Annotated in this window: 21 protein-coding genes; 8 read left to right on the top strand and 13 right to left on the bottom strand. The window is 72.0% G+C overall.

All coding sequences use genetic code 11. The annotated features are described in order from the left end of the window. Positions 1-240: 240 nt before the first annotated feature. The 6 genes from STRTU_RS28855 to STRTU_RS28830 all read left to right on the top strand — a co-directional run bounded on the left by STRTU_RS28855 (position 241) and on the right by STRTU_RS28830 (position 7223). Positions 241-1005 carry an IclR family transcriptional regulator gene (locus tag STRTU_RS28855; protein ID WP_159747621.1) on the top strand — a complete coding sequence of 255 codons (765 nt, stop codon included), beginning with the start codon at positions 241-243 and terminating at the stop codon, positions 1003-1005. Positions 1006-1234: 229 nt separating this feature from the next. Continuing rightward, positions 1235-2023 (top strand): MIP/aquaporin family protein, encoded by a 789-nt coding sequence (locus STRTU_RS28850; protein WP_159747619.1) that lies wholly within the window; start codon positions 1235-1237, stop codon positions 2021-2023. A gap of 49 nt (positions 2024-2072) precedes the next feature. Beyond that, positions 2073-3614, top strand: a complete 1542-nt coding sequence (gene glpK / locus STRTU_RS28845) for a glycerol kinase GlpK (RefSeq protein ID WP_159747617.1) — start codon at positions 2073-2075, stop codon at positions 3612-3614. A gap of 2 nt (positions 3615-3616) precedes the next feature. Continuing rightward, positions 3617-5221 carry a glycerol-3-phosphate dehydrogenase/oxidase gene (locus tag STRTU_RS28840; RefSeq protein ID WP_159747615.1) on the top strand — a complete coding sequence of 535 codons (1605 nt, stop codon included), beginning with the start codon at positions 3617-3619 and terminating at the stop codon, positions 5219-5221. Between the two features lie 209 nt (positions 5222-5430). Then, complete coding sequence (locus STRTU_RS28835) at positions 5431-6492, top strand: glycoside hydrolase family 18 protein (protein WP_159747613.1); 1062 nt, start codon at positions 5431-5433, stop codon at positions 6490-6492. Between the two features lie 59 nt (positions 6493-6551). Beyond that, positions 6552-7223, top strand: coding sequence for a FadR/GntR family transcriptional regulator (locus tag STRTU_RS28830; protein WP_159747611.1), 672 nt, complete (start codon positions 6552-6554; stop codon positions 7221-7223). Between the two features lie 28 nt (positions 7224-7251). Here the strand turns inward: STRTU_RS28830 and STRTU_RS28825 are convergent, their stop codons facing one another. From STRTU_RS28825 to STRTU_RS28790, 8 genes are all read right to left on the bottom strand, one after another. Continuing rightward, positions 7252-8058 carry an SDR family oxidoreductase gene (locus tag STRTU_RS28825; RefSeq protein WP_218039343.1) on the bottom strand — a complete coding sequence of 269 codons (807 nt, stop codon included), beginning with the start codon at positions 8056-8058 and terminating at the stop codon, positions 7252-7254. A gap of 215 nt (positions 8059-8273) precedes the next feature. Further along, on the bottom strand, positions 8274-9140 hold the full coding sequence (locus STRTU_RS28820) for an amidohydrolase family protein (RefSeq protein WP_159747609.1): 867 nt from the start codon (positions 9138-9140) through the stop codon (positions 8274-8276). 24 nt (positions 9141-9164) lie between these two features. Then, complete coding sequence (locus tag STRTU_RS28815; protein ID WP_159747607.1) at positions 9165-10166, bottom strand: aldo/keto reductase; 1002 nt, start codon at positions 10164-10166, stop codon at positions 9165-9167. A gap of 16 nt (positions 10167-10182) precedes the next feature. Further along, positions 10183-11217, bottom strand: coding sequence for an ABC transporter permease (locus STRTU_RS28810; protein WP_159747605.1), 1035 nt, complete (start codon positions 11215-11217; stop codon positions 10183-10185). Continuing rightward, complete coding sequence (locus STRTU_RS28805) at positions 11214-12797, bottom strand: sugar ABC transporter ATP-binding protein (protein WP_246241489.1); 1584 nt, start codon at positions 12795-12797, stop codon at positions 11214-11216. Before STRTU_RS28805 ends, STRTU_RS28810 begins: the two co-directional genes overlap by 4 nt. 5 nt (positions 12798-12802) lie before the next feature. Next, the gene (locus tag STRTU_RS28800) at positions 12803-13834 is read right to left on the bottom strand and encodes a sugar ABC transporter substrate-binding protein (RefSeq protein ID WP_159747603.1); all 1032 of its coding nucleotides are present in this window, start codon (positions 13832-13834) and stop codon (positions 12803-12805) included. Between the two features lie 85 nt (positions 13835-13919). Beyond that, the gene (locus tag STRTU_RS28795; protein ID WP_159747601.1) at positions 13920-14717 is read right to left on the bottom strand and encodes an SDR family NAD(P)-dependent oxidoreductase; all 798 of its coding nucleotides are present in this window, start codon (positions 14715-14717) and stop codon (positions 13920-13922) included. Then, positions 14714-16057: an enolase C-terminal domain-like protein gene (locus tag STRTU_RS28790; RefSeq protein ID WP_174879022.1), complete on the bottom strand. Its 1344-nt coding sequence runs from the start codon at positions 16055-16057 to the stop codon at positions 14714-14716. The genes STRTU_RS28795 and STRTU_RS28790 overlap by 4 nt, the downstream gene beginning before the upstream one ends. 261 nt (positions 16058-16318) lie before the next feature. Between STRTU_RS28790 and STRTU_RS28785 the strand changes: the two genes are divergently transcribed. Continuing rightward, positions 16319-17437, top strand: a complete 1119-nt coding sequence (locus STRTU_RS28785; RefSeq protein WP_159747599.1) for a PAC2 family protein — start codon at positions 16319-16321, stop codon at positions 17435-17437. A gap of 225 nt (positions 17438-17662) precedes the next feature. Here STRTU_RS28785 and mshC read toward each other — a convergent pair whose 3' ends face one another. The 4 genes from mshC to STRTU_RS28765 form a co-directional block, all read right to left on the bottom strand. Then, complete coding sequence (gene mshC / locus STRTU_RS28780; RefSeq protein ID WP_159747596.1) at positions 17663-18892, bottom strand: cysteine--1-D-myo-inosityl 2-amino-2-deoxy-alpha-D-glucopyranoside ligase; 1230 nt, start codon at positions 18890-18892, stop codon at positions 17663-17665. Positions 18893-19021: 129 nt separating this feature from the next. After that, positions 19022-19894, bottom strand: coding sequence for an SCO1664 family protein (locus tag STRTU_RS28775; RefSeq protein WP_159747594.1), 873 nt, complete (start codon positions 19892-19894; stop codon positions 19022-19024). Between the two features lie 5 nt (positions 19895-19899). After that, on the bottom strand, positions 19900-20490 hold the full coding sequence (locus tag STRTU_RS28770; protein WP_129247423.1) for a DUF3090 domain-containing protein: 591 nt from the start codon (positions 20488-20490) through the stop codon (positions 19900-19902). A gap of 120 nt (positions 20491-20610) precedes the next feature. Beyond that, a complete protein-coding gene (locus STRTU_RS28765) occupies positions 20611-21309 on the bottom strand; it encodes a histidine phosphatase family protein (protein ID WP_159747592.1) in 699 nt (232 codons plus the stop codon). A 90-nt stretch (positions 21310-21399) separates the two neighbouring features. Here STRTU_RS28765 and corA point away from each other — a divergent pair, with 90 nt between their 5' ends. Further along, positions 21400-22386 (top strand): magnesium/cobalt transporter CorA, encoded by a 987-nt coding sequence (gene corA, locus STRTU_RS28760; RefSeq protein WP_159747590.1) that lies wholly within the window; start codon positions 21400-21402, stop codon positions 22384-22386. A gap of 72 nt (positions 22387-22458) precedes the next feature. Here the strand turns inward: corA and STRTU_RS28755 are convergent, their stop codons facing one another. After that, positions 22459-23247, bottom strand: coding sequence for a ferritin-like domain-containing protein (locus STRTU_RS28755; RefSeq protein ID WP_159747588.1), 789 nt, complete (start codon positions 23245-23247; stop codon positions 22459-22461). Positions 23248-23473: the final 226 nt, after the last annotated feature.

The raw sequence follows: 23473 nt of genomic DNA, 5'->3' as shown, positions 1-23473 counted from the left end.
GACGGCTGTCGGCTTTGCACCCTCCTTGAGAGGGCGCACCCGGCCAGCGTAGCTGCCGGTCCGGTACACGTGTTCCCCGTTTCACGCCGTGGACAGCACCCTTCCACCCCCCTGCCTGCGCTGTCGATGATCGTTGGCAGACTCCGGTGCGTTCATCAAGGATCGCCAAATCGCTGACTCCAGTCGGCATCGACCGATATCGTTCAGCATTGTCGAACCGCATACTTCGGAGGTTGCCCGATGGCACGCACCATCCAGTCGCTGGAGCGCGCCGCAGCGATGCTGCGGCTGCTCGCAGGAGGGGAACGGCGGCTGGGGCTCTCCGACATCTCCTCCTCACTGGGACTGGCCAAGGGCACCGCCCACGGAATCCTGCGCACACTCCAGCAGGAGGGCTTCGTCGAGCAGGACGCCGCCTCCGGCCGCTACCAGCTGGGCGCGGAGCTGCTCCGACTGGGCAACAGCTACCTGGACGTGCACGAGCTGCGCGCCCGCGCCCTCGTATGGACCGACGATCTGGCCCGCTCCAGTGGTGAGGCGGTCTATCTGGGCGTACTGCACCAGCAGGGCGTGCTGATCGTCCACCATGTCTTCAGGCCGGACGACAGTCGGCAAGTGCTGGAGGTGGGCGCGATGCAGCCGCTGCACAGCACGGCGCTGGGCAAGGTGCTCTCGGCGTACGACCCGGTGGCGCACAGCGAGGTCGTCGACGCGGACCGGGAGGCGTTCACCCCGCGCACGGTGACCGGGCTGGGGGACTTCGAGGGGCTGCTGGACCTGACCCGGGCGCGCGGCTGGGCCGCGGATGTGGAGGAGACCTGGGAGGGGGTGGCCTCGGTGGCCGCGCCGATCCATGACCGGCGGCGGATGCCGGTGGGTGCGGTGGGGGTCACCGGAGCGGTGGAGCGGGTCTGCCAGGAGGGCGAACTGCGACCGGAAATCATCGCCGCTGTGAGGGATTGCGCACGCGCCGTGTCCCGGGATCTTGGTGCAGGGCGATTCTGACCGTATTCACCCCATAAGTTCACCTAAGTTTTTCGCCACGGAACCCTTGACGGGTTTCTACCGGTGAACAAAACTGCCGTTCGTCGGTCGGCATTGTCGAACACCTAACGGCAATATTCGCTATGGTGGGGCATTGCCGCGGGCCGACCACCGCCCTCTCGGAGGGCGCGGACCACCGGACGGGACCCGGGGTCCGCCTTCCCCTGGACGAAGGACAAAGGAGTCGCGGGTGTCCAGCTCCGACATCTTCATCAGCGAGACCATCGGTACCGCTGTTCTGATCTTGCTCGGCGGTGGCGTCTGCGCCGCCGTCACCTTCAAGCGCTCCAAGGCGTTCAACGCCGGATGGGTCGCCATCGCCTTCGGGTGGGGCTTCGCCGTCCTCACGGGTGCGTACATCGCCGCGAAGTCCGGCGCACACCTCAACCCCGCGGTCACCATCGGCGTCGCCATCAAGGGCGGCATCGAGTGGAATCAGGTGCCGGTCTACATCGCCGGCGAGATGCTCGGCGCCATGATCGGCGCGGTGCTGGTCTGGGTCACCTACATGGGCCAGTTCCAGGCTCACCTGAGTGACCCCGAGGTGCTGGCCGACCACACCGGCGAGGAGGGACTGGTCGACCAGTCGGCCGCGCCCAAGGCGGGACCGGTCCTCGGCATCTTCTCCACCGGTCCGGAGATCCGGAACGCGGCGCAGAACCTGCTCACCGAGATCATCGCCACCTCGGTGCTCGTGCTGTCGATCCTCACGCTCGGTCTGAGCGACAACGGCAAGGGCGTCGGCGTCATCGGCACGCTCCTGGTCGCGCTGGTCGTCACCGGCATCGGTCTGTCCCTGGGCGGTCCGACCGGGTACGCCATCAACCCGGTCCGCGACCTCGGTCCGCGCATCGTGCACGCACTTCTGCCGCTGCGGAACAAGGGCGGTTCAGACTGGGGCTACGCCTGGATCCCGGTCGTCGGCCCGCTCATCGGCGGAGCCCTCGCCGGGGGCATCTACCAGGTGGCGTTCGCCTGAGCCGCCTGACCGCCCCGACTCCGCCCGCACAGACTTCTTGGAGCAACCCATGAGCGACACCCCCAGCACCTCCTCCCACGGGCACGGCCCGTTCATCGCGGCCATCGACCAGGGCACCACGTCCAGCCGCTGCATCGTCTTCGACAAGGACGGCCGGATCGTCTCGGTCGACCAGAAGGAGCACGAGCAGATCTTCCCGAAGCCGGGCTGGGTCGAGCACGACGCCACCGAGATCTGGAACAACGTCCAGCAGGTCGTCGACAGCGCCGTCGCCAAGGCCGGGCTCACCGCCGCCGACGTCAAGGCGATCGGCATCACCAACCAGCGTGAGACCACCGTCCTGTGGGACCGCACCACCGGTGAACCGGTTCACAACGCCATCGTCTGGCAGGACACCCGCACCGACGCGCTCTGCAAGGAGCTCGGCCGCAACGTCGGCCAGGACCGCTTCCGCCGGGAGACCGGGCTGCCGCTGGCCTCGTACTTCGCCGGACCGAAGATCCGCTGGCTGCTCGACAACGTCGAGGGCCTGCGCGAGCGCGCCGAGCGCGGCGACATCCTCTTCGGCACCATGGACTCCTGGGTCATCTGGAACCTGACCGGCGGCGTCGACGGCGGCGTGCACGTCACCGACGTCACCAACGCCTCGCGCACCATGCTGATGAACCTCCACCGTCTTGAGTGGGACCCGAAGATCCTCGCGTCGATGGAGATCCCGGCGGCCGTCCTGCCGGAGATCAAGTCCTCCTCCGAGGTCTACGGCCGCTCCACCAGTGGGGTGCTGGCCGGTGTGCCGGTCGCCTCGGCGCTCGGTGACCAGCAGGCCGCGCTGTTCGGCCAGACCTGCTTCGAGCAGGGTGAGGCCAAGTCCACGTACGGCACCGGCACCTTCATGCTGATGAACACCGGCCACGAGCCGGTGAACTCCTACAACGGGCTGCTGACCACGGTCGGCTACCGCATCGGCGACCAGCAGCCGGTCTACGCCCTGGAAGGCTCCATCGCCGTCACCGGCTCGCTCGTCCAGTGGATGCGCGACCAGATGGGGCTCATCAACAGCGCGGCCGAGATCGAGACGCTGGCCAGCACGGTCGAGGACAACGGCGGCGCGTACTTCGTGCCGGCCTTCTCCGGCCTGTTCGCCCCCTACTGGCGCTCGGACGCGCGCGGTGTCATCGCGGGCCTGACCCGCTACGTCACCAAGGCGCACATCGCGCGCGCCGTACTTGAGGCCACCGCCTGGCAGACCCGCGAGATCACCGACGCCATGACCAAGGACTCCGGTGTCGAGCTGACCTCGCTCAAGGTCGACGGCGGCATGACCTCCAACAACCTGCTGATGCAGACCATCTCGGACTTCCTGGACGCCCCCGTGGTGCGCCCGATGGTCGCCGAGACCACCTGCCTCGGCGCTGCCTACGCGGCCGGACTGGCCGTCGGCTTCTGGTCCAGCACCGACGAGCTGCGCGCCAACTGGCGCCGGGCCGCCGAGTGGACCCCCCGGATGGATGCGGCCACCCGTGACCGCGAGTACAAGAGCTGGCTCAAGGCCGTCGAGCGGACCATGGGCTGGATCGAGGACGAGGAGTAATCATGAGCACCCTGCAGAGCGTCCCGGCACTCGGGACGCACCCGGCCAGTGGTTCGCACGCGAGCCGTGCCGAGACCCGGGAGCAGCTTTCCAAGGCGACGTACGACCTCCTGGTGATCGGCGGCGGCATCCTGGGCATCTCCACCGCCTGGCACGCCGCACAGGCCGGACTGCGGGTGGCCCTGGTGGACGCCGGTGACTTCGCCGGCGCCACCTCCTCCGCCTCCTCCAAGCTGCTGCACGGCGGTCTGCGCTACCTGCAGACCGGCGCGGTCAAGCTGGTGGCGGAGAACCACTTCGAGCGGCGGGCGGTGTCCCGTCAGGTGGCACCGCACCTCGCCAACCCCCTGACCTTCTACCTGCCCGTCTACAAGGGCGGCCCGCACGGCGCCGCCAAGCTGGGCGCGGGCGTCTTCGCCTACTCGGCGCTGTCCGCGTTCGGCGACGGCGTCGGCCATGTCATATCCCCGGCCAAGGCGCAGCGCGACGTGCCGGAGCTGCGGACGGACAACCTCAAGGCCGTGGCCGTGTACGGCGACGACCAGATGAACGACTCCCGGATGGCCCTGATGACCGTCCGTGCGGCGGCCGCGGCCGGCGCCACGGTCCTCAACCACGCCGAGGTCACCGGGCTGCGCTTCACCCAGGGCCGGGTCACCGGTGCGGAACTCAAGGACCGTATGGAGGGCGAGGAGTTCGGCGTCAACGCCCGCCTGGTGCTCAACGCCACCGGTCCGTGGGTGGACCACCTGCGCAAGATGGAGGACGCGAACGCGGCTCCCTCCATCCGGCTGTCGAAGGGCGCGCACCTGGTCCTCAAGCGGACCGCCCCCTGGAAGGCCGCGCTGGCCACCCCGATCGACAAGTACCGCATCACCTTCGCCCTCCCCTGGGAGGACATGCTGCTGCTGGGCACCACGGACGAGGAGTTCGAGGGCGACCCGGCGGATGTCGCGGTCACCGAGAAGGACACCGCCCAGATTCTGGACGAGGCGGCCTTCTCCGTCCGTGACCAGCAGCTGTCGCGCGATCTGATCACCTACTCCTTCGCGGGTCTGCGGGTGCTGCCCGGCGGCCCCGGCGACACCTCCAAGGCCAAGCGCGAGACGGTCGTCACCGAGGGCAGCGGCGGCATGCTGTCGGTGGCCGGCGGCAAGTGGACGACCTTCCGGCACATCGGCCGTACGGTCATGAGCAAGCTCGCGGCGCTGCCCGGCCACCCGCTGGCCGAGGACATGGAGCCGCTCGCGCACCTGCCGAAGAAGCTCCCGCTGCCCGGTATCGCCAACCCGAACGCGGTCGCGCACCGGCTGCTCGTCGACGGCGGTACGCCCGGCCCGCGGATGGCCCCGGAGACCGCGCGGCACCTCGCCACCCACTACGGCTCGCTGTCCTTCGACATCGCCCGGCTGGCGAACGAGAACCCGGCGCTGGCCGAGCGCATCCACCCCGACGCCCCGGAGATCTGGGCGCAGGTCGCCTACGCCCGCGACCACGAGTGGGCCGAGACGGTCGACGATGTGCTGCGCCGCCGTACGACCCTGATGATCCGGGGTCTCGACACGGAGGACGTCCGGGCCAAGGTCAAGGACATGCTGACGGACTGACGCCGGCGCAGCACGGTCGAGTGTGACTGACGGCGCGTCAAGAACGTGTGCGATGAGTGACGATGGGGCGGTCCATAGGGCCGCCCCATCGCCGTTTGCGCGGGCGGGGCCGGGGCGCGGCGGGTGCGGGGCGGGCCCTCGGCGGTCACTGTCAGTGGCGGCTGCGATGATGTGTGCCGGAGATCGACGGGGGATGGCGGGGATCCGGAATGCATCAGCGGGGGAAGACGACGGCGCGGCGGCGCGGGCGGCGGGCGGTGAAGTGGGCGGCCTGGACGGTCGCCGTGCTGCTCGTGCTGCCGGTGACGGTGGCGGGGGCGGCGCTGCGCGCCCAGTACGCGGGCGAGGCCGCTCCGGGGGCCATGACACGGGGGCGCGATGCGCTCTGGCTCGGCCATGCCTGGGTGGACGGGCGCCGGGACGCCTCGGACGTGGCGGCGCTGCGCCGCCGTCTCGCGGGCTCCGGAATACGTGATCTGTACGTGCACGCCGGGCCGTTGGAGCACGACGGCACCCTGCCGCCGGCCCGGCGCGCCTACCCGCGGGCGCGGTGGCTGATCACCGCACTGCACCGCGCGCTGCCGTCGGTGCGGGTGCACGCCTGGCTGGGCGACCGGCTGGTCTACGAGCCGGGGCAACGGGGCGGGCTGCGGCTGTCGGACGCCTCGGCCCGGCGGGCGATCGTGGCCAGTGCCCGCCAGGTGCTGGCGGCCGGGTTCGCCGGGGTCCATCTCGATCTGGAGCCGCTGCATTCCGGCAATGCCGACTATCTGCGGCTGCTGGACCGGCTCGGGCCCGTGGTCCGGGGCCGGGGCGCGGTGCTGTCCGTCGCCGTCCACCAGATCGACCCGCTGCCCGGACTGCACACGGTCAGCGGGGCGCTGACGGGCCACCGCAAGTGGATATCCCAGCGGTTCTTCGGGCAGGTGGCGCGCCGGGTCGACCAGATCGCGCTGATGTCGTACGACACCGGGCTGCCCGCCGAGAGTCTCTACGGCGGTTATGTGGCGCAGCAGACCCGGCTGGCGCTGGCGGCGACGGGGCGGCACACCGATCTGCTGATGGGGCTGCCGTTCTTCCACACCGAGAGCGTCGGCCATCATGCCTCGGCGGAGACGGTCCGCGCGGCGGTGCGGGGCATACGTCTGGGGCTGACCCGTGAGGACCGGGACCGCCGGCGGTTCGGAATGGCGCTGTATGTCGACTTCGCCGCCACGGAGGAGGACTGGGCCGCGTACGGGAGCGGCTGGGGCCGGCCTGACCGGTCATAATGAGCCCAGACATCGGATGTCTGTGGCGGAATCCGGGCGGGTCCAGCGGGGAGGTCGGCATGGCGGTCACCGACGAGGCCATCGAGAAGATCAAAGGCATGATCGTCTCCGGGGCGCTGCGGCCGGGCGACCGGCTGCCGAAGGAGAGCGAGCTGGCGGCCGAGCTCGGGCTGTCCCGCAACTCACTGCGCGAGGCCGTGCGCGCGCTCTCCCTCATCCGCATCCTGGACGTGCGCCAGGGCGACGGCACCTACGTCACCAGCCTCGATCCGCAACTCCTCCTGGAGGCCATGAGTTTCGTGGTGGACTTCCACCGCGATGACACGGTCCTGGAGTTCCTCGCCGTCCGCCGCATCCTGGAGCCGGCCGCCACGGCGATGGCGGCCGGCCGGATCGGCACGGCGGAACTGGACGTCCTGGAGGAGCGGTTGGACGCGCTGGGGCCGAGCCCCTCGGTCGAGGATCTGGTCGCCTGCGATCTGGAGTTCCACCGCGGCATCGTCGCGGCGTCCGGCAACTCCGTGCTCTGCTCACTGCTGGACGGACTGTCCGGGCCGACCACCCGGGCCCGGGTCTGGCGGGGGCTGACGCAGAAGGACGCGGTGACCCGCACCCTCACCGAGCACCGGGCGATCCTCGGCGCGCTCCGCGACCGGGACGCGGAGGCGGCGCGGGCCTGGGCGACCGTACACATCGCCAGCGTGGAGCAGTGGCTGCGCGCCTCGCTGTGAGGCCGCCGCCCGCCACCGCGCCCCGGTGTCAGGCCGCGAAGCCGCCGTCCACCGCGATCGAGGCGCCCGAGATGTACCGTCCGCCGTCGCCCGCCAGATGGGCCACGGTCGCCGCGACGTCCGAGGCCCGGCCGTACGCCCCCAAGGCGGTGAGCCCGGCCTGCGTCGCCGCGCTCTCGCCGTCGGCGGGGTTCATCTCGGTGTCGATGGGGCCGGGGGTCACCAAGTTGGCGGTGATGCCGCGCGGGCCCAGCTCCCTGGCCAGGGTCTTGGTCAGGCCGGTGAGCGCGGCCTTGCTGGTGGCGTAGAGGGTGCCGCCGGGGAAGGCGACCCGCTCGGCCATACAGCTGCCGATGGAGATGATCCGCCCGCCCTCGGTCAGATGCGCCGCCGCGGCCTGCGCCGCCAGGAACGGCGCCCGGACATTGGTCCACAGCACCCGGTCGACATCGTCGAGGGAGATGCCCTCGAACGGTCCGAGCACACCGATGCCCGCGTTGTTCACCAGGATGTCCAGCCGCCCGAACCGGTCGGCGGCGCCCGCCACCGAGGCCCGCACCGCTTCCGCGTCACAGCTGTCGGCCCGTACCGCCCATGCCCGCCCGCCGGCCTGCTCGATCTCCTTGACCACCTGCCCGGCCTGGTCCTGCCCGCTCCGGAAGGTCACGGCCACCGCGGCGCCGTCGGCGGCCAGCCGCAGCGCGATCGCCCGGCCGATCCCCCGGCTGCCGCCGGTCACCAGGGCCGCCTTGCCGGCGAGCGGCCGGGGGCCGTGCCCCGCCGCCTCCGTGACCGCCGTCGCCGTCGCCGCCAGCACCGTCGCCGTCATCGTCATCACCTTCGTATCGAGTCGTCCGTGGCCGGGCGCGGCCGGGCGGAAACGCGGGGCTTCCGCACCGGCGGCACCTGTCGCGGGTGCCTCCCCGCGGTACGACTCGATCCTCCGGCGCGGCGGGTCTTGGGGCTGGCGGAATCCGGACGCCGCGTCGGCGGCCCGGCCGCTCCGGTGCGACGGGAACCGGGGCCGGGACCGGCGGACCGGACGCCAGGTCAGCGGCCCGGCCGCTCCGGTGCCGGCCGTGACGGCGGTGCCGCGACCCCGTAGACCCGCCCGGCCGTCCCCCCGAAGACGTCCGACCGCTCCGCCGCCGTGAGTTGGCCCGTGGCGGCCTCCGCGAGTGCCACCACGTCCTCGTAACCGGCGGCCAGGGTGCAGACCGGCCAGTCGGAGCCGAACATCACGCGGTCGGGGCCGAAGGCGTCCAGGGCGTGCCGGGCGTAGGGCAGGATCTGCTGGGGCCGCCAGGCGTCCCAGTCGGCCTCGGTGACCAGTCCGGACAGCTTGCAGCTGACGTTCGGCAGGGCGGCGAGGGCGGTGACGGCGTCCGCCCACGGCTGCCACTCCCCCGTGACGACGGGCGGTTTGGCTGCGTGGTCGAGGACGAAGGTCAGCTGGGGCAGGGCACGGACCGCGTGCTGCGCGGCGGGCAGTTCGCGCGGGGTGACCAGCAGGTCGTAGACCAGCCCGGCGTCGGCCAGGACGGCCAGACCGCGCCGCACGTCCGGGCGGGTGAGCCAGTCGGGGTCCGGTTCGTCCTGCACCTGGTGCCGGATGCCGACCAGCCCGGCGGGCAGCGCCGCGAGGACCTCGGCGAGCGCCGGGTCGCACAGCTCGGCCCAGCCGACGACGCCGGTGACCGGCCCCTCCCCCGCGGCGAGGGTGAGCAGTTCGGCGGTCTCCTCGTACGAGGACGACGACTGGACGAGGATCGTGCCGTCGACGCCGTGCCGGTCCAGATGGGGGGCGAGGTCGGACAGCGCGTAACTACGGCGGATCGGGTCGGCCCAGGGCCCGTCCATCCAGGGCTGTTCGCGGCGGCTGAGGTCCCACAGGTGGTGATGGGCGTCGATACGCATCAGGGGCGCGCTCCGGGATCGGGCTCAGTCGTTCAGGGGCAGCGGCAGATCGGCGTCGAGCAGGCCGCGGGCGACGAGCGTATGCCACAGCGCGTCCGGGATGTGATGGGTGAACAGCCTTGCGTTCTCGGCCATTTCGTCCGGTGCCGCGGCTCCGACCACGGCAGCGGCGACGGCCGGGTGCCCGAAGGGGAAGCGGAGCGCCGCCGCTTTGAGGGGCACATCGAACTCTGCGCAGACGGCGGCAAGTTGACGCGCCCGGTCGAGCACCGGGGCAGGCGCCGGTGCGTAGTTGTAGGGCGCGCCGGGTGTGGGGTCGGCCAGCAGGCCGGAGTTGTAGACGCCGCCGACGACCACCGAGGTGCCGCGGCGCGCGGAGACCGGCAGCAGATCGTCCAGGGCGGTGCGCTCCAGCAGGGTCCAGCGCCCGGCGCACAGCACCACATCGACATCGAGGTCGGCGACCAGACGGGCCGCCACATCGCTGTGGTTCATGCCGAACCCGATGGCCCGGACCACCCCCTGCGCCCGCAGCTCGGCCAGCGCCGGGAAGCCGGTCTCGTACACCTCGCGCAGCTGGTCCTCGACATCGTGCAGATAGACGATGTCGACGGCGTCCACACCGAGCCGGGTCAGGGACGCCTCCAGCGTGGCACGGATGCCGTCGCGGGAGAGGTCCCGTACACGGGCCCGCGCGGGGGTGTCCACGAAGCCCTCGCCCGCTGCCCGCTCCCCTGGGGCGAGCGGCCGCAGCCGGCGCCCCACCTTGGTGGAGAGGGTGTAGGTGGTGCGGTCGTGGCCGCGCAGCGCCCGGCCGAGGCGTTCCTCGGACAGGCCCACGCCGTAGTGGGGCGCGGTGTCGAAGTAGCGGGCGCCGGTGGCGAGGGCGGTGCGGACGACCTCGCGCGCCTGCGCCTCCGGCACAGCGCGGTAGAGGTTGCCGAGCGGCGCACAGCCCAGGCCCAGGGGCGGGACGGTGACGCCGGTACGCCCCAACTCCCGTGGCCCGTATGGCGGATAGCTCATCCCGCGCTCCTGTCGGTCAGTCCTGTTTCTCGCCGCTGGTGAAGCGGGAGATGACCAGGGCGACGATGATGATCATGCCGTTGAGGAACTGGGTCCACAGCGGCGGCACTCCGCCCAGCGTCATCACATTGATCACCAGCTGGAGCGTCAGCACGCCGGTGAGCGCGCCGAAGAGGGTGCCCCGGCCGCCCTTGAGGCCGATCCCGCCGATCACCGCGGCGGCGAACACCTGGAAGATCCAGCCGTTGCCCTGGCTCGCGGAGACCGCGCCGTAGTGGCCGGTGTAGAGAATCCCGGCAAAGGCGGCGAGCACCCCGCCGAGGGCCAGCACGATCCAGGTGAGGCGGTCCACCCGGATACCGGCCGCGCGGGCCGCCTCCGGATTGCCGCCGATGGCGTACAGCGCCCGCCCGTGCCGGTGGTAGCCCAGGACCGCGCCGCCGAGCGCGAAGAGGGCCAGACAGATCCAGACGGCGGCCGGCACGCCCAGCCAGGCGGCCTTGCCCAGATAGGCGAAGGACTCCGGCACCTCGCCGATGGACCGGCCCTCGGAGATCCCCACGTGCAGGCCGCGGAGCATGGTGAGCATGCCGAGGGTGGCGATGAAGCCGTTGACCCGCAGGGTGAGGATGAGGAAGCCGTTGACGGCGCCGACCGCCGCGCCCACGGCCAGGCAGAGCGGGATCGCCGTCCAGGCGGGGAAGAGCTCCAGCCCGGCGAAGCGGGCGCCGTGCGCGGGCATCACCAGCCACAGGGCGACCACCGGCGCCAGGCCGATGGTCGACTCCAGCGACAGGTCCATCCGCCCGCTGATGAGGATCAGTGCCTCGCCGAGCACCAGCAGGCCCAGCTCCGTGGACTGCTGCACGACGCCGATGAGGTTGTCCTGGGTGAGGAACGCGGGCGACACGATGAAGCCGATGACGCCCAGCACGAAGATCACCGGGACCAGGGAGAAGTCCCGCCAGCGGGCCGGCCCGGTCCAGGGCAGCCGGCGCGGCGGCGGCCGGTCCACCGCGTCGGTGGCCGGAGGCGTTGCGGTCTCGGTCATGGCGCGGTTCCTTCCGGTCCCTGGGTCCCTGGGTTTCCTTCGGTTCCGTCCTCGCCGGGCGGGCCGCCCCGCTCCCGCCCGCCGACGGCCATCCCCTCCATCGCGGCGACCAGTTCCCCCTCGCGCCAGCCCGCCGGGAATTCGGCGGTCACCCGGCCGTGGAAGACCGCCAGCACCCGGTCGCAGACCCGTAGGTCGTCCAGCTCGTCGGAGACGATCACGGCGCCGCTGCCGCCGTCCGCGACCTCCCGGACGACCCCCAGCAGCGCGTCCTTGGACTTGACGTCGACGCCGTTGGTGGGCCGGATGGCGACCAGCACCGCGGGGTCACGGGCCAGCGCGCGGGCGATCACGACCTTCTGCTGGTTGCCGCCGGAGAGGCCGGACACCGGCTGGCCGGGCCCGGTCGTCCGGATGTCGAGCGCCGCGATCATCCGCCGGGCGAACGCACGGGTCCGGGAGGGCAGTACGGTGCCCATCGGCCCGAGCCGGCCGGTGACGGTGAGGGTGGCGTTCTCGGCGACGCTGCGGCCCGGGATCAGCCCCTGGCGGTGCCGGTCCTCGGGGACATAGCCGATGCCCGCGTCGAGGGCGTGCGGGACGCTGCCCGTACGGACCGGACGGCCGCGCACCGCGATCCGCCCGGCATCCGGCGTCCGCAGCCCCACCAAGGTCTCGCCGATCGCGGTGCTCCCCCCTGCCGAGGCGCCCGCGAGCCCCACCACTTCACCGGCCCGTACGGTCAGGTCAAGCGGTGCGAAGTGCCCGTCCACGGCCAGGGCTTCGGTCCGCAGCACCGGCTCGCCCGTAGGGCGCGTACCCGTCCGGGGCTTCCGTACGGCCGTCGGCTCCTCCCCCGTCATCGCCGCCACCAGTACGTCCTTGGCCAGCCCCGGGACCGGCGCGGTCAGCACATGCCGGGCGTCACGGAAGACGGTGACGGTGTCGCAGAGTTCGTGGACCTCCTGCAGATGGTGCGAGATGAACAGGAAGGCCACGCCCTGGGCGCGCAGCCCGCGCAGCTTGGCGAAGAGCCGGTCGATACCGCCCGCGTCGAGCCGGGCGGTGGGCTCATCGAGGATGATCAGCCGGGCGCCGCGGGACAGCGCGCGGGCGATCTCCACGAACTGCCGCTGTTCGACGCCGAGATCCCTGATCCGGGCGGTGGTGTCGACCTCGACGCCGTATTCGGCGAGCAGTGCGCGGGCCCGGGTGTGCAGCGCCCGCCAGCGGATGGTGTGCGCGCCCTGGAAGCGGCCCAGGTAGAGGTTTTCCGCGACGGTCAGGTCCGGCACGGTCATCGACTTCTGGTAGACGCAGGCGACCTTGCGCTGCCAGGCGGCGGTGTCGCCCCAGCCGGGCGCCGGCGCGCCGCCGAAGGTGACCCGGCCGGCGTCCGGGCGCTCCATACCGGTCAGCACGGACACCAGGGTGGATTTGCCGGCGCCGTTGCGGCCGACGAGGGCGTGCGCCTCCCCGGGCCGTACGGTCAGCCGGGCGCCGTCGAGGGCGACGGTGGGCCCGTAGCGTTTGACGATCCCCTCGGCGTGCACCGCCGCCGCCCGGTCGTGGCTGTCCACGGCGGCTACTTCTTCTTCTCGAACTGATTGGCCCACAGCTTCTTGTCGTTGACGGTGTCCTTGGTGACCAGGGGCGCCGGGAGCTGGTCCTCCAGACCGTTCTTGATCTTCACGATGGTGGAGCCGTGATCGGTCGGCCCCGGCCGGAAGGTCTTGCCGTCCAGTCCGGCCTTGGCGTAGTACAGCGCGTACTTGGCGTAGAGGTCGGCGGGCTGGGAGAGGGTGGCGTCGATCCTGCCGGCGCGGATGGCGTCCAGTTCGTCCGGGATGCCGTCGTTGGAGATGATGGTGATGTGCCCGTCGGAACCGGCCGGCCTGAGCAGCTTCTTCTGCTCCAGGAGGGCGAGCGTGGGCTGCAGAAAGGCGCCCCCGGCCTGCATATAGATGCCGTTGAGGTCCGGGTGCTGGGCGAGCAGGCTCTGCAGCTTGCCGGAGGCGACCTCGCCCTTCCAGTCCGTGGCCAGCTCATGCACCGTGATCTTCGGGAACTTCTTCTTCATGCAGGACGCGAACGCCTCGGAGCGGTCCCGCCCGTTGATCGAGCTGAGGTCGCCCTGGAGTTCGGCGACCCGCCCCTTGCCGCCGAGCTGCTTGCCGAGGTACTCGCAGGACTTCTCCCCGTAGGCGCGGTTGTCGGCCCGTACGACCATGTAGACCTTGCCCTCGTCGGGGCGGGTGTCCACGCTCACCACCGGGATCTTCTTCTCCGCCAGCCGCTGCAGCTCGGCGGTGACGGCGCCGGTGTCCTGCGGTGCCATGACGATCGCCTTGGCGCCCTGGTCGGTCAGCGCCTGCACATTGGAGACGACCTTGGCGATGTCGTTCTGCGAGTTGGACAGCGGGAGCGCGGCCGGGCCGCCGTGGTCCAGGTCCTTTTCCAGGTACTGCTGGTAGGAGTTCCAGAAGTCGGTGTCCGTACGGGGCATATCGATGCCGATCCTGCCGCCCGCGGTGTCACTGCCGCGGTTGCAGCCGGCGAGCGCGGCGATGGCGAGCACCGCGGCGCAGGCCGCCGCGCCGGTCGTACGCAATCTCATGGGTGGTCCCTTGGTCGTGGTGTACGGCTGCTGCGGTCGTGGTGTACGGCTCCCGCGGCTCCTCTGGCTCCTGCGGCCCCCCACCTCACCCCCCACCCCGCACCCGCACCCCCTGCATCCCCCCGTCCACGGCCAACGCCGTCCCCGTGATGCCGGAGGCGGACGGCGACGCCAACGAGGCGATGGCCGCGGCCACTTCCCCGGCCGTGACCAACCGCCCCATCGGCTGGCGGGCGTTGAGAGCGGCGCGTTCGGCGGCCGGGTCGTCGGCGCGGTCCAGCAGGCGGCCGATCCATGGAGTGTCGGCGGTGCCCGGGTTGACGCAGTTGACGCGGATGCCGTCGCGGAGGTGGTCGGCGGCCATCGCGAGGGTCAAGGAGAGCACCGCGCCCTTGCTGGCGCCGTACAGGGCACGCTGCGGCAGGCCGGCGGTGGCGGCGATGGAGCAGGTGTGGGTGATGGAGACCCGGCCGGGGGCGTCGGCGGCGGTGCGGCGCAGGGCCGGCAGTGCGGCGCGGGCGGTGCGCACCAGGCCCAGCACGTTGACGTCCAGGACCCGGTGCCACTCCGCGTCGTCGTTGTCCTCGACGGTGCCGATGGCGCCGGCCCCGGCGTTGCCGACGAGGGTGTGCAGGGCGCCCAGCTCCCGCACCGCCGCGCCGACGGCGGCCCGTACGGCGGCGTCGGAGGACACATCGGCGGTGACTTGGATCGCCCCGGCGGGCGCCCCGGCCGGGTCCCGGTCCAGGACGGCGACCCGTGCGCCGCGCGCCATCAGGAGCGCGGCGGTGGCCGCCCCGATGCCGGAGCCGCCGCCGGTGACGAGGGCGGCCATCCCTTCGAAGTCGGCCGGGTGGCGGCCGGTCCGCGGTGCGTCGCTCATACGGAGACCTCCTGTTCGCCTTGGTGGTGCCGCGGCTTCTGACGGGCGCGCCACACGGGTCCGTCGGGGTAGCGGTGGGCGGCGAGGGAAGCGGGTTTCATCCGGGCGGAGAAGCCGGGGGCGGTCGGGGCGCGGTAGCGGCCGTGGTCGAGGACGACGGGGTCGGTGAAGTGGTCGTGCAGATGGTCGACGTATTCGATGACCCGGTCCTCCCAACTCCCGGACACCGCCACGTAGTCGAACATCGACAGATGCTGCACCAGCTCGCACAGCCCCACCCCGCCCGCGTGCGGGCACACCGGCACCCCGTACTTCGCGGCCAGCAGCAGGATCGCGAGGTTCTCGTTGACCCCGGCGACCCGGGCCGCGTCGATCTGGACGAAGTCCACGGCCCCGGCCTGCAACAGCTGTTTGAAGACCACCCGGTTGGCGACATGCTCACCGGTGGCGACCTTCACGGGCTGTCCGGAGCGCACCGCGGCATGCCCGAGGACGTCATCGGGGCTGGTCGGCTCCTCGATCCAGTACGGGGCCCAGGGCGCCAGTGCGGTCATCCAGCGGACCGCCTCGGCCACGTCCCAGCGCTGGTTGGCGTCGACGGCGATCCGTATGCCGGGGCCGACCGCGTCCCTGGCCAGCCGCAGCCGCCGTCTGTCGTCGTCGAGGTCGGCGCCCACCTTCAGCTTGATCTGGCCGAAACCGTCGGCCACCGCTTGCTTCGCCAGCCGTACCAGCTCGGTGTCGTCGTAGCCGAGCCAGCCGGGCGAGGTGGTGTACGCGGGGTAGCCCTCGGCCCTGAGGCGGGCGGTGCGGGCGGCGCGGCCGGGTTCGGCGGCGCGCAGCAGGGCCAGCGCCTCGTCGGGGGTCAGGGCGTCGGAGAGGTAGCGGAAGTCGACGAGGGAGACCAGCTCTTCGGGGGTGAGCGTGGCGAGGAATTCCCACACCGGCAGCCCGGCCCGGCCCGCGGCCAGGTCCCAGGCGGCGTTGACCAGGGCCCCGGCCGCCATCTGCATCACGCCCTTCTCGGGGCCGAGCCAGCGCAGCTGGGAGTCGTGGGTGAGGTCGTGGTGCAGGGCGGCGAGATCGGCGGCGGTGGCGGGTGCGGGGCGGCCGGTGACGTAGGGCGCGAGGGACCGGATCGCGGCGGCCATGACGTCGTTGCCGCGCCCGATGGTGAAGCAGAAGCCGTGTCCCTGGGGGCCGCCGTCGGTGTGCAGCACGACATAGGCGGCGGAGTAGTCGGGGTCCGGGTTCATGGCGTCCGAGCCGTCGCGCCGCTCCGAAGTGGGGAAGCGGACGTCATGGACCTCCAGCCCGGTGACGGTGTCGGTCACGGCCATGCGCATGCCCCCAGGGATGTTGCGGAAGAACATCGGACCTTTCCCGGACATCCGATGTATAGACCCGTGCGCAAGACCGCGTCCAGACCCCGTACGGAAGTTGAGCCAATGCTCCTGGCGACAGGTCGGATGAATAGCTACGTCTGCCCGTAAAGGGGCTACGGACCGGCACCACGGAAGCCGTAGTCTTGGGTTCGCACGTAATGGAACTGCTGCCGGCGGCCGCCCCAGGCGGCCGGACCGGTCGGAAGGAGGCGCTGGGTGATCGAGCTCGAGGGGGTACCCGAGCTGATCGACCCGGTCATGGTGGCCGCGTTCGAAGGCTGGAACGACGCCGGCGACGCCGCCTCCGCCGCGGTCGCACATCTCGACCGGGAATGGAAGGGCGAGGTCTTCGCCGCGCTGGACGCGGAGGACTACTACGACTTCCAGGTGAACCGTCCCACCGTCTTCCTGGACGGCGGGGTCCGCAAGATCACCTGGCCGACGACCCGGCTCTCCGTCGTCCGCGTCGGCGACACGAACGGCAAGGGGCGCACCCGCGACCTCGTCCTGGTCCGCGGTATCGAGCCCAGCATGCGCTGGCGCTCGTTCTGCAACGAAATCCTCGGCTTCGCCCATGAGTTGGGGGTGGAGATGCTGGTGGTGCTGGGCTCGCTGCTCGGCGACACCCCGCACACCCGCCCGGTGCCGGTCAGCGGGGTCACCTCGGACGCGGATCTGGCCACCCGGCTCGATCTGGAGGAGTCCCGCTACGAAGGCCCCACGGGCATCGTCGGCATCCTTCAGGAGGCGTGCACCCATGCCGGTGTCCCCGCGGTGAGCCTGTGGGCCGCGGTGCCGCACTATGTCTCCCAGCCGCCCAACCCGAAGGCCAGCCTGGCGCTGCTCAACCGCCTGGAGGACCTCCTCGACGTCCGTATCCCGCTGGGCGAGCTGACCGAGGACGCCCGCGCCTGGCAGCTGGGCGTGGACCAACTGGCGGCCGAGGACAGCGAGGTCGCCGAGTACGTCCAGTCGCTGGAGGAGGCGCGGGACACCGCGGATCTGCCGGAGGCGTCCGGAGAGGCCATCGCCCGCGAGTTCGAGCGCTATCTGCGCCGCCGCGACCCGCAGGCCGGTCCCGGCGTGGCCACCGAAGGCGGCCTCACGGACGGCCGCGACAGCTCCTACCTCCGCGACACCACCAGCGGCCGCACCCGCCCGCCCCGCCCGGTGTCCAAGGAACCCCGCGAGCCGAAGACCGGCGACGACACGGCGACCGGTCCGAAGGACACGGCCAAGGGCAACGGCACCGCGGAGAGCCCGGACACCTCGGGCGACGCGGACCCGGCCGACTCCCCGGGGCCGGAGGACGGCCCGGAGGGCAACGGGAACTGAGCGCCGGGGACCACTCCCCGCCGCGCCAGGGGCGCCGGACGGCCTGCGGGCCGGTGCGGCGCCCCTGGCGTTTTCCCGTCAGCGCCGCGAGCTCCCGCCACCGCCGGCGCCGTAAGTGCCCGAAAACCGCCCGCGCCGTAAGTCCCCGGCCCCGCAAGGAGAAAGGGGCGCTCCCACCGGTTCGGCGGAAGCGCCCCTGACGGACGGAACGGAGATGACGGGTCGTTACAGGGCCACGCCGAGCAGGGCGTCGACCGCGCGGGAGACGAGTCCGGGGGCGCCCTCGTCGGTGCCTCCCCCGTCCTGCTGCGCGGCGGCCCAGCGGTCCACGGCCGCGAGAGCGGCCGGGGAGTCCAGGTCGTCGGCGAGCGCCGCACGGATCTCCGCCAGGAGGTCATCGGCGGACGGGCCGTCAGGACGGGAGACCGCCGCACGCCAGCGCGCCAGCCGCTCCACGGCCTCTTCCAGCACCGCGTCGGTCCACTCCCAGTCCGCGCGGTAGTGGTGGGCGAGCAGCGCCAGCCGGATCGCGGCCGGGTCGGTGCCGTCGCGCCGTACCGCGGAGACGAAGACGAGGTTGCCCTTGGACTTGGACATCTTCTGGCCGTTCAGGGCGACCATCCCGGCGTGCACATACGCCTTGGCGAACGGGTACTCGCCGGTGAGCGCCTGGGCGTGCGAGGCGCCCATCTCGTGGTGCGGGAAGGCGAGATCGGAGCCGCCGCCCTGGACGTCGAAGCCCATCCCGAGGTGGTCCAGGGCAATGGCGACACACTCGATGTGCCAGCCGGGCCGGCCGCGGCCGAGCGAGGCGCCGTCCCAGCTCGGCTCGCCGTCCCGGGCGGCCATCCACAGCATCGGGTCGAGCGGGCTCTTCTTGCCCTCGCGCTCCGGGTCGCCGCCGCGCTCGGCGGACAGCAGCCGCATCGCCTCGGCGTCCAGCCCGGAGACCTCGCCGAAGTGCGGGTCGGACTCGACGGAGAAGTAGATGTCGCCGTCCAGTTCGTAGGCGGCGCCGGCGTCGCGCAGCCGCTCCACCAGCGGGACGATGCCGGGTATCGACTCGACGGCGCCTATGTAGTGGCGGGGCGGCAGCATCCGCAGGGCCGTCATGTCCTCGCGGAACAGGGCGGTCTCACGCTCGGCAAGCGCGGTCCAGTCGTCGCCGGTGGCCACGGCCCGCTGCAGCAGCGGATCGTCGACATCGGTGACGTTCTGTACGTAGTGCACCTGACGCTTCGTGTCGAGCCACACGCGCTGAACCAGGTCGAACGCGTTGTAGGTCGCCGCGTGCCCCATGTGGGTGGCGTCGTAGGGCGTGATGCCGCAGACGTAGATACGGGCGACGGGACCGGGGTCGAGGGTTACCCGTCCGCCGGTCGCGGTGTCGTGGATCCTCAGGTCGCGGCCCTGGCCAGGCAGGGCGGGGACCTCAGAAGCGGGCCATGCATGCATGCCATGAGCGTAACCGGATGGATGTTCCGCATACGAACCGGACCGGAGGTCTGGCCGGAAAGGCGCTCTTGTGTTCGACGGTCGTACGTGCAAGGAAGCACCCGCGCTACGGCCCGGGTTCCCGGCGGATCAGACCGGTGGCCAGGGGATCGCGGGCCATTCGCCGCTCGGCTCCGGGTGCCGGCCGCTGCGCAGCAGCCCGGCCACCCGCGCCCGCAACGCCTCGATCTCGGCGTCCGTGATCAGTTCGGCCAGTCGGGCGGCGAGCGGCCGGCCGTCCTCCAGCGCGTCCTGGAGGCCCCGCAGGACCGCCAGCGCCTCGTCCGTCAGCGGCTCCCCCGCCCACCCCCACAGCAGGGTGCGCAGCTTGTCCTCGGCGTGGAACGTCACGCCGTGGTCGATGGCGAAGAACGCTCCCTCGGCGCCGGGCAGCAGATGACCGCCCTTGCGGTCGGCGTTGTTGATCACCGCGTCGAGCACCGCGAGCCGCCGCAGCTGCGGATGGTCGGCGTGCACCAGCAGCGCCGTGCGGCCCTCACCGATCTGGGCGAGCCCGACGGCCTTCCAGCCGGGCTCCGGCTCCTCGTCCTCCACCAGTGCCAGCAGCTCGGGCACCTCGTCACTGCTCTCCGGCGGATCGATCCACTCCTGGACCATGCCGGTCCCGTACGGGCCGTCCCGCAGCACCGTCGGGGGGATCAGGTCCCAGCCGCAGGCCCGGGAGATCTCGTAGGCGGCGACCTCACGCTGGGCGAGGGTGCCGTCGGGGAAGTCCCACAGCGGGCGCTCGCCGGCCACCGGCTTGTAGACACAGGCGGTGTTGTGGCCGTCCTGGGCGACCGTGCAGTAGAGCACCGCGTTGGACGCTTCCTGGATGCGGCCGCGGACGGTCAGCTCCCCTTCGGCGAGCAGGGCGTCCGAGGGGTTCCCGGCGGGCTCCGGCGGGTCCTGCGGCCGGGCGGGGCCGGGCAGCGGTGCGGCGGGCTCTGCGGCGGACTCCATGGCGCTCAGGCGTCCCGCCGGTATCCGTTCTGGCGCGGGCATACGTGTCCCTCCGGGTCGAGCGGCAGGCTGCACAGCGGGCACGGCGGGCGGCCGGCGTTGACGACCTCCAGCGCCCGCTTGGCGAACGCCCTGGCCATGGTTCCGGTGAGCCGCACCCGCAACATCGGCGGGCCGTTCTCGTCGTCCTGGAGCAGCCGCTCCTCGGCGTCGGCGAGGTCCTCGTCGCTGTCCGCGTCCAGCTCGACCAGGGCCTGGGCCTCGACGATCATCCGCTCGTCCTCGCCGTCCCAGGCGAGCGCCATCGTGCCGACCCGGAACTCCTCCTCGACCGGCGACTCCAGCGGGGCGGTGTCGCTCAGCTCGGCGGGCGAGACGGCGGGCACCGGGGCGTTGCCGCCGCTGCGCCGCACGACCTCGTCCAGCAGCTCGTCGATCCGCTCGGCGAGCGCGGCGACCTGGGTCTTCTCCAGGGCAACGCTGGTGGTGCGGCCGGCCGCGGTGGCCTGGAGGTAGAAGCTACGGCGGCCAGGCAGCCCGACCGTACCGGCCACAAAGCGGTCCGGCGCGTCGTAGAAGAACACCTGACGGGACAACGTCCTGCTCCGATTGCTCGACTGCGGGGGCTCTGCGGTCGCTGCACGTCCTGCGGTCACTGCGCGGATCGCAGGGGCGTGGCGGGCAGCGCCGTCGCACCACCCTACTGCGCCGACTGATCACGCTGCTCCCGCACCACCGCCGACTGCCGCGTCCCGCTCGGCCGCCGCGGCGCCGCCGTCCTCCCGGGGGGCCAGCGATCCGAAGTCGCCGGTGTCCCCGAGCCGGACGAGGTAGGGGCGCAGCCGGGTGTAGCGGATCGCGGTGACGGAACAGGGCTCGACGGAGATCCGCTGGAAGAGGTCGAGGTGCATGCCCAGGGCGTCGGCGACCAGGGATTTGATGATGTCGCCGTGGGAGCACATGGCGTAGGTCGCCTCGGGGCCGTGCGCCTCCTCGATCCGGGCGTTCCAGTCCCGTACCGCGTCCACCGCGCGGGCCTGCATCGCGCGCATCGACTCACCGCCGGGGAAGGCGGCGGCGGACGGGTGCCGCTGGACGACCTCCATCAGCGGCTCATCGCTCAGTTCGGCCAGTTTCCGGCCCGACCACTCGCCGTAGTCGCATTCGCTGATCCGGTCCTCGGTGTGCAGGGTGAGCCACGGCCGGGCGTCCAGCAGCGGCGCCACGGTCTCCCGGCAGCGCTGCAGCGGGCTGGAGACGACGGCGGTCAGCGGCACCTGCGCGAGCCGTGCGGGCAGCGCGGCGGACTGAGCCGCGCCGCGCTCGTCGAGGGCGACTCCGGGCGCCCGTCCGGCGAGCACCCCGGCGGTATTGGCGGTGGAGCGGCCGTGCCGCACCAGGATCAGCGTGGGCATGACCGCCACCCTACGTTCCCCGTACGCCTTCCTGGCAGGTGGCCGGGCGCCTTCCTGGCAGGTCGCCGGGCGACGCGCGAGAATGCCGGTGTGATCGTCGACAGCGCCATCTACCGGGAAGGCCGTCGCACCGAGTGCACGACCGACTTCTCGCACGCCCTGGAGGAGGCGCGGGCCGAGGGGCACTCCTTCCTGTGGCTGGGGATGTACGAGCCGACGGAGGAGGAGTTCGCACGCGTCCGGTCCGAGTTCGCGCTGCACCCGCTGGCCGTCGAGGACGCGCTCAAGGCGCATCAGCGGCCCAAGCTGGAGGTCTTCGACGACTCGCTCTTCCTGGTGCTGAAGCCGGTCACGTACGACGACCAGGCCGACACGGTGACCGCGTCGGAGCTGATGGTCTTCGTGGGGGACTCGTTCGTCGTCACCGTCCGGCACGGTGAGGCCAGCCCGCTGGCGGCGGTCCGGCGCCGGCTGGAGGAGCACCCGGAGATCCTGCGGCACGGTCCGGGCGCGGTGCTCTACGCGGTCAGTGACGCCGTGGTGGACCACTACATCGAGGTGGCCGCCGAACTCCAGCTGGATCTGGAGGAGTTGGAGGCGGAGGTATTCGCTCCGGTACGCGGTAGGGACACCAGGAACACCGCCGCCGAGATCTACGCGTTCAAGCGCGAGGTGCTGGAATTCCGCCGGGCGACCGGCCCGTTGGCGGAACCGATGGCCCGGCTCCAGAACCCCGGTGTGCCCTTCGTGCACGCCCACGCCCGGCCGTTCTTCCGCGATGTCGACGACCACCTCACCCGGGCCAACGAATCGGTGGAGGGCCTGGACCGGCTGCTCTCGGACATTCTCGCCGCCCACCTCGCGCAGATGGGCGTACGGCAGAACGACGACATGCGGAAGATCTCGGCCTGGGCGGCGCTGGCCGCCGTACCGACCCTGATCGCCGGTGTCTACGGCATGAACTTCGAGAACATGCCGGAGCTGAAGTGGCATCTGGGATACCCGGTGATCCTGGCCGTGATGGTCATCATCGAGATCTCGCTGTACCGGCTGTTCAAGCGCCGCGGCTGGCTCTGACGCCGGGGGCCGCGGGGCGTGGGGCCGGGGCCTCGCGGGCGTGTCCCGTGGGTCCGGCGGGCCGGTCCCCGCTCAGGCGAATTCCGGTGCGGTGGTGGCCGGTCCGCCCAGCGCGTTCCGCCGCTCGGGCATCCGGAGGCTGACCATCCGCCGCCAGCCGCCCAGCCGCTCATAGCCGTACACCGCCCGGATCCCGGCGGCGAGCACGACGGACTTGGCCTTCGGCCACCGCAGGATGCGGCCCATGTGGGCCATCACCGCCAGGCTGACGTCCCGGTAAACGGCGATCTCGGCATGCGCACACTCGCGCAGCATCCGCTGGATGGTGCGCCCGTGTCCGGCGCGGGCCAGCCGCAGCAGTTCCTCATGGCAGTACGCGAGGTGGTTGTCCTCGTCCTGCGAGATCATCCGGACCGCCTTGCCCAGCTCGGGGTGGTCGCCGAAGTGCTTGACGAGCATGACCATCTGGTCGGAGGCGCGCTGCTCGGTGACCCGGCTGTGGGCGAGGTAGGTGATGACATCGTGCTCGGTGAGCGGCTCGTCGCGGCGCAGCTTGTCGTGCGTCAGGCCGATGCCCCGCCGCTCCAGCAGCGCGGTGTAGTCGGTCGCCGCCGGGACCTCGGCCGGCGTCAGTCCGCGCCTGCGCATCAGGGCCTGGAAGATCCGGCCGTGTTTGTCCTCGTCGGCGCCGTGCCGGGAGACCTTGGGCGCCAGCTCGCGCAGGGACGCGGGAAGCAGCGCCGCGATCCGGCCGTTCTCCCAGCCGCCCTGGGCCTCGCCGCTGGCCGCGATGGAGCAGAACAAACGGAACGAGTCGTCGTTGTCGACGATCCCCTGGAACAGGCTTCGGGCCGAGAGCATCTTTGCCACCTCCGAACGGACACACCCGTAAAGGAAGAGTCAAATGGGGTGGCCCATGGGCGGCAACCCGAGCGGCGGTTCCGTTCGGCCGTACGGGCGAAGGGGTGTCCCCGTTGCGGGGCGTAACCAGCCTGCCCGTGGCCGCGTTGTGCTGCTGACGGCCGTGGTGGGGAAGACCCCCGAGCCCCCACCACGGCCGCGGGGCCCGGCCGGCCCGGCGCTCCGG

This window comes from Streptomyces tubercidicus, from assembly GCF_027497495.1.
Classification (GTDB): Bacteria; Actinomycetota; Actinomycetes; order Streptomycetales; family Streptomycetaceae; genus Streptomyces; species Streptomyces tubercidicus.
The sequence above is the reverse complement of the archived record's forward strand: the minus strand, read 5'-3'. Positions and strand labels throughout refer to the sequence as shown.